This is a genomic window from Candidatus Clostridium eludens, assembly GCF_045310515.1.
Taxonomy (GTDB): Bacteria; Bacillota; Clostridia; order Clostridiales; family Clostridiaceae; genus Clostridium_B; species Clostridium_B eludens.
In genome coordinates this window covers 1-1,496 of the sequence record NZ_JBJHZX010000118.1, presented here as the reverse complement: position 1 = coordinate 1,496, position 1,496 = coordinate 1, and the positions used below count along the sequence as shown (strand labels likewise).

The 1,496-nt window shown below is 29.3% G+C and carries 1 protein-coding gene; it reads right to left on the bottom strand.

All coding sequences use genetic code 11. From position 1 onward, the window contains the following. Positions 1-245 precede the first annotated feature (245 nt). The gene (locus tag ACJDU8_RS25425) at positions 246-1,367 is read right to left on the bottom strand and encodes a transposase (RefSeq protein WP_406794980.1); all 1,122 of its coding nucleotides are present in this window, start codon (positions 1,365-1,367) and stop codon (positions 246-248) included. Between the last annotated feature and the right edge of the window lie 129 nt (positions 1,368-1,496).

Below are 1,496 nucleotides of genomic sequence, written 5' to 3'. Positions count from 1 at the left end.
CTGACGTATGGACATATATATGGTTATAACAAGTTAATCTTCTAAAAATTTCAATAAATACTTTCATGGAGTGCTGCTTAGTTCTAATTTTCATAGTATTTTCATCCTGATAATATACTGTATTAGCCTTATATGGTTATATATTAATATAATTCAATATTATGGACATATAAAGGTATAGACTACTACCCTGGATTAACCGACACTATAAATATCCAGATTATTACTGTAATGTTTGGTTATGATTACTTCTCATGTAGAATAAAATCAAAATTAAGCCTGTACTTTTTTCTATAATCATTGTAGCATCTCTTAAACCATTTCAAACCGACCCTAAACAGACTGTATACCCTTATTGTCTTTTTATTCTTGTTAATCCTTACAGCTCCCAGCTCTTTATTTTTCTTATTCTTTGTGCAGATTTTTCCTAATATTATAAGCCAAGTATAGGCTGTGGAAAGACATAAATATAAGTTATTAAAATAAGTTATTCCTTTTGACCAGCTATCCTCCATATTAAATCCATTGCTCTTTAAATCTCTGAATGCTTCCTCAATATCAAATCTTTTTTGATATTCATTTATAGCTTTTTGGGGCTTCATGTTTGTTGCAATATACCATACATCATTATCTTCTGCTAAGGCAACTCCCAGATTGCATTCATATTTTTCCTCTGTTAACAGCACTTTCTCAAAGGATTTTCGCTTATTTGCTTTTATCTTTATGTCACTCAATTTTTTGATTCCAGGCTTGTTTGAAATTCTAACATTTGTAGTTGATATACATCTTATTGCATATTTCCATTTTAATTCTTCATCAATAAACTTAAACAATTCAACACTTCTAAAGCCTCTATCAGCTAAAAGAATTACATCAAAATTATAAGGGGATAAGAGTTCATGAACCACTTTTAATCCTTCATAGACATGCTCAAATTCTTTGTTTTTCTTATCTTGATACTCAAATATTTTATGCCACAATGGAATCACTCTGTTATCAACCCTTAGTGAAAATTGAAGAATAGTAAATACATCCTCTTTTGTGGTATGGTCAAAAATTATATGAACCTTTCCTGAATGATTCTTATATTTCTTCAGAAGAGTCCTTGCAAAATGGTATTGAACTATATCAGTATTTATTTTATCATTTGTTAAGAATCTGAAAATCCTTTTTACTTTACTTGCTTCAGTTGCCTCACTGAAGTCGCTCTTTAATTCTTGTGCAATTTTTGATAGCACAACTGATCCTGAGTCTATAATTCCTATTATAATTGCTACTAAAATTCTTAATCTAGGTGCTGTCAAAAAAATCATAGATTCTAGGTTTTTTTTCAGTTCTGTGATAATATATTCTTGAGTATTTAACATACTTGTTAACCGCCTTCCTATTTATATTGGTTGCAACTATATTTTATAGGGTTTTAAGGCGGTTTTCTACATAATTTTATCCTGTAAATGTTTTATACATTAATTTACATTAAACTGTCCATACGTCAG

Excerpts from the sequence above, each read along its gene's own strand:
- ACJDU8_RS25425 (WP_406794980.1), bottom strand. The coding sequence starts at position 1,367 with ATGTTAAATACTCAAGAATATATTATCACAGAACTGAAAAAAAACCTA.